3 protein-coding genes are annotated in these 2,578 nt (G+C 73.3%); 1 reads left to right on the forward strand and 2 read right to left on the reverse strand.

Going from position 1 to position 2,578, the window contains the following annotated elements:
- Positions 1-912 (reverse strand): TauD/TfdA dioxygenase family protein (locus ACFWGZ_RS40650; protein WP_382456914.1); only part of this gene is annotated, 912 nt, incomplete at its 3' end.
- A gap of 124 nt (positions 913-1,036) precedes the next feature.
- On the reverse strand, positions 1,037-1,810 hold the full coding sequence (locus tag ACFWGZ_RS40655; RefSeq protein WP_382456915.1) for an NADPH-dependent F420 reductase: 774 nt from the start codon (positions 1,808-1,810) through the stop codon (positions 1,037-1,039).
- 70 nt (positions 1,811-1,880) lie between these two features.
- On the opposite strand from ACFWGZ_RS40655, the gene ACFWGZ_RS40660 reads away from it, so the two are divergent.
- Positions 1,881-2,578 (forward strand): LysR family transcriptional regulator (locus ACFWGZ_RS40660; RefSeq protein ID WP_382456916.1); only part of this gene is annotated, 698 nt, incomplete at its 3' end.

Here is a 2,578-nt window from a genome sequence, read left to right on the forward strand (position 1 = left end):
GGTGGAGAAGTGCGCCGCGTCGCCCACGACCGTCGTGCTCGCCACGCCCTCGACGCTCACCGGCACCTCGCCCGAGATCGTGACCCGGTGCAGGCGGCGCCGCACGTCGTCGTAGTCGGCCACCCCGTAGTGCTGGGTCGCGCGGTTGTCCCAGACCGCCACGTCGCCGTCCGACCACCGCCAGCGCACGGTGTTCTCCAGCCGCGTGACGCGGTTCTGCAGCAGCTCGAAGACCGTCCGCGACTCGGACGTGCTCAGACCGGTGATCCGCTTGACGAAGTGCCCCAGCAGCAACGCCCGTTCGCCGGTCTCCGGGTGCACGTGCACGACCGGGTGCTCGGTCTCGTAGCGCAGCGACTCGAACTCGTCGCGGTAGGTCTGCTCCCGCACGTCGATACCGCCGACGCGGGTCTCGTCGACCTGGGCCGCGTAGTCGTAGAGGTTGGTGTGCACCGCCCACAGCCGGTCGGCCAGCGCCTTCAGGGCGTCGGGCAGCTCGGCGTAGGCGCGGGCGGTGTTGGCCCACACCGTGTCGCCGCCGTAGGGCGGGAGCTCCACGGCGCGCAGCACGCTGATCGCGGGCACGCGGTCGACGAACGTGACGTCGGTGTGCCAGCTGTTGGCCTTGCCGTGCCGGGAGTCGATCGCGAGGACGTTCGCGTGCTGCTCGCCCTTCACGGTCGGGTGCGCCAGGGTCGGTTCGCCGAGCAGCCGGGCGAACGCGAGCTGGCCCGCGTCGTCGAGGTGGTGCTGGCCCGCGAAGAAGACGACCCTGTGGGCCAGCAACGCCGCCCTGACCTCGGCGACGGTCTCCGCGGGCAGGTCGCCGCCCAGCCGGACTCCGTCGATCCTCGCCCCGATGCCCGCGCCGAGCCGGTGCACGGTGGCGGTGTCCTGGAGTCGTGCGGTCATCGCGGATTCCTTTCGCAGGGGACCGGCCTGCCCTCCACCGTGCTGACGTCCGCACCGCCGCCACAAGGCCGCGGGCGGAGAAAGCCGGTGTTCCCAGCTGCTGGGAGCCGGGCCCGGCTTCAGGTCACCAGCGGAACCCGGCGGGTCCGCGCACGGTGGCCGCGGCGAGCTCCTCGACGCGCGCTGCGGACAGCGGGACGCCCGGCGCGGCCTGGACCCACTCGACCCACTCGGCCGGGGTGAGGCCGGCGGGTGCAGGGGGCACGTAGGGCGTCGCGTACAGGGGCGTGCCGGGCTCGGTGCGCCAGCTCTGCGCCAGCGGGCCCAGGTCCACGGCGTCGAAGCCGAGCACGTCGAGCAGCCCGGCGACCTCCTTCTTCGCCGCGGGGTCGTCGCCGTGCAGCGGGATCGCGGTGCGGTCGGCGGCGCCGCCGGCGCGGTGCAGCTGGTTGATCTGCGGCGAACCGATCGAGTGGAACACCTTCACGACCCGCGACCCGGCGAGGTGGCGCTGCACCAGCTCGCTGGAGGTCAGTTCGTCGCGGTCGAGCTCCGGCCGGCGCCACTCGTCGGTCACGACGTAGTTCATCGGGTCGAGGACGATCTTCCCGTCGAGCTCGGCGCGCGAGAGCCGTTCGTGCGCGGCGAAGGGCACGGCGGCGAGGATCACATCGGTCGTGCGCGCCACTTCGGCGGGTGTGGCCGCACGGGCGTTGCGCCCCAGCGCGGTGATGAGCCCGGTGAGCGACTCCGGGCCGCGTGAGTTGCTCAGCACGACGTCGAGACCTGCGTCGACGGCGCGCCGGGCGACTCCGGCACCGACCGGTCCGGTGCCGATGATGCCCAGGGTGGAGGTGGTCATGTGAGTTCTCCGTTCGATGTTCTTCCTCCATCCCACCGGCGCCGAACTCGGCGAACAACGAGCAAGAGGAGAACGCAGCGATCACTTCCCGTGATAGGTCTGGGGTGTGGAGCTCAGAACGCTGCAGTACTTCGTGACGGTCGCCGAGGAGCTGCACTTCGGCAACGCGGCGAAACGGCTGCGGATCGTGCAGTCCGCGGTCAGCCAGCAGATCGCGCGGTTCGAGCGCGAGCTCGGCGTGCGGCTGCTCGACCGCACGTCCCGGACCGTGCGGCTGACCCCGGCGGGCGACCGGGTGCTCGCGGCGGCCAGGGACACCCTCGCGGCCGCGGCCAGGGTGCGGCTGGTCGCGGGCGAACTGGACACGAGCGTGCGGATCGGCGTCGCGCAGTGCGTGACGCCCCGGCTCGACCGCGCCCTCGCCCGGCTGCGCGAGGGCGACCGCGTCGTCGAACCGGAGCTCGTCGACCTCCCGGTGGGCGCCCGCGTGGACGCCGTCCGCAACGGGGAGATCGACGTCGCGCTCGTCCGCGGCGCGTTCGGGAGCGAGACCGTGACGGCCACCCGCGCGTGGTCCGAACCGCTGCACGCCGTGGTGTCCCGCAAGCACTCCGCCGCCGGCTCGCCCGCCGTCGCGCTGACCGATCTCGACCCCGGTGGGCTGCGGCTGCCCGCCCGCGAGACCGACCCGCCGCTGTTCGACGCGATCGTCGCCGCCCTGCCCCGGGCGCCGATGCGACCGCCCTCCGGCGACTTCCTCACCGTGCTCTTCGAGGTCGGCACCGACCCGCGCGCCTGGACGCC

It is taken from the genome of Lentzea sp. NPDC060358, from assembly GCF_042725365.1.
Classification (GTDB): domain Bacteria; phylum Actinomycetota; class Actinomycetes; order Mycobacteriales; family Pseudonocardiaceae; genus Lentzea.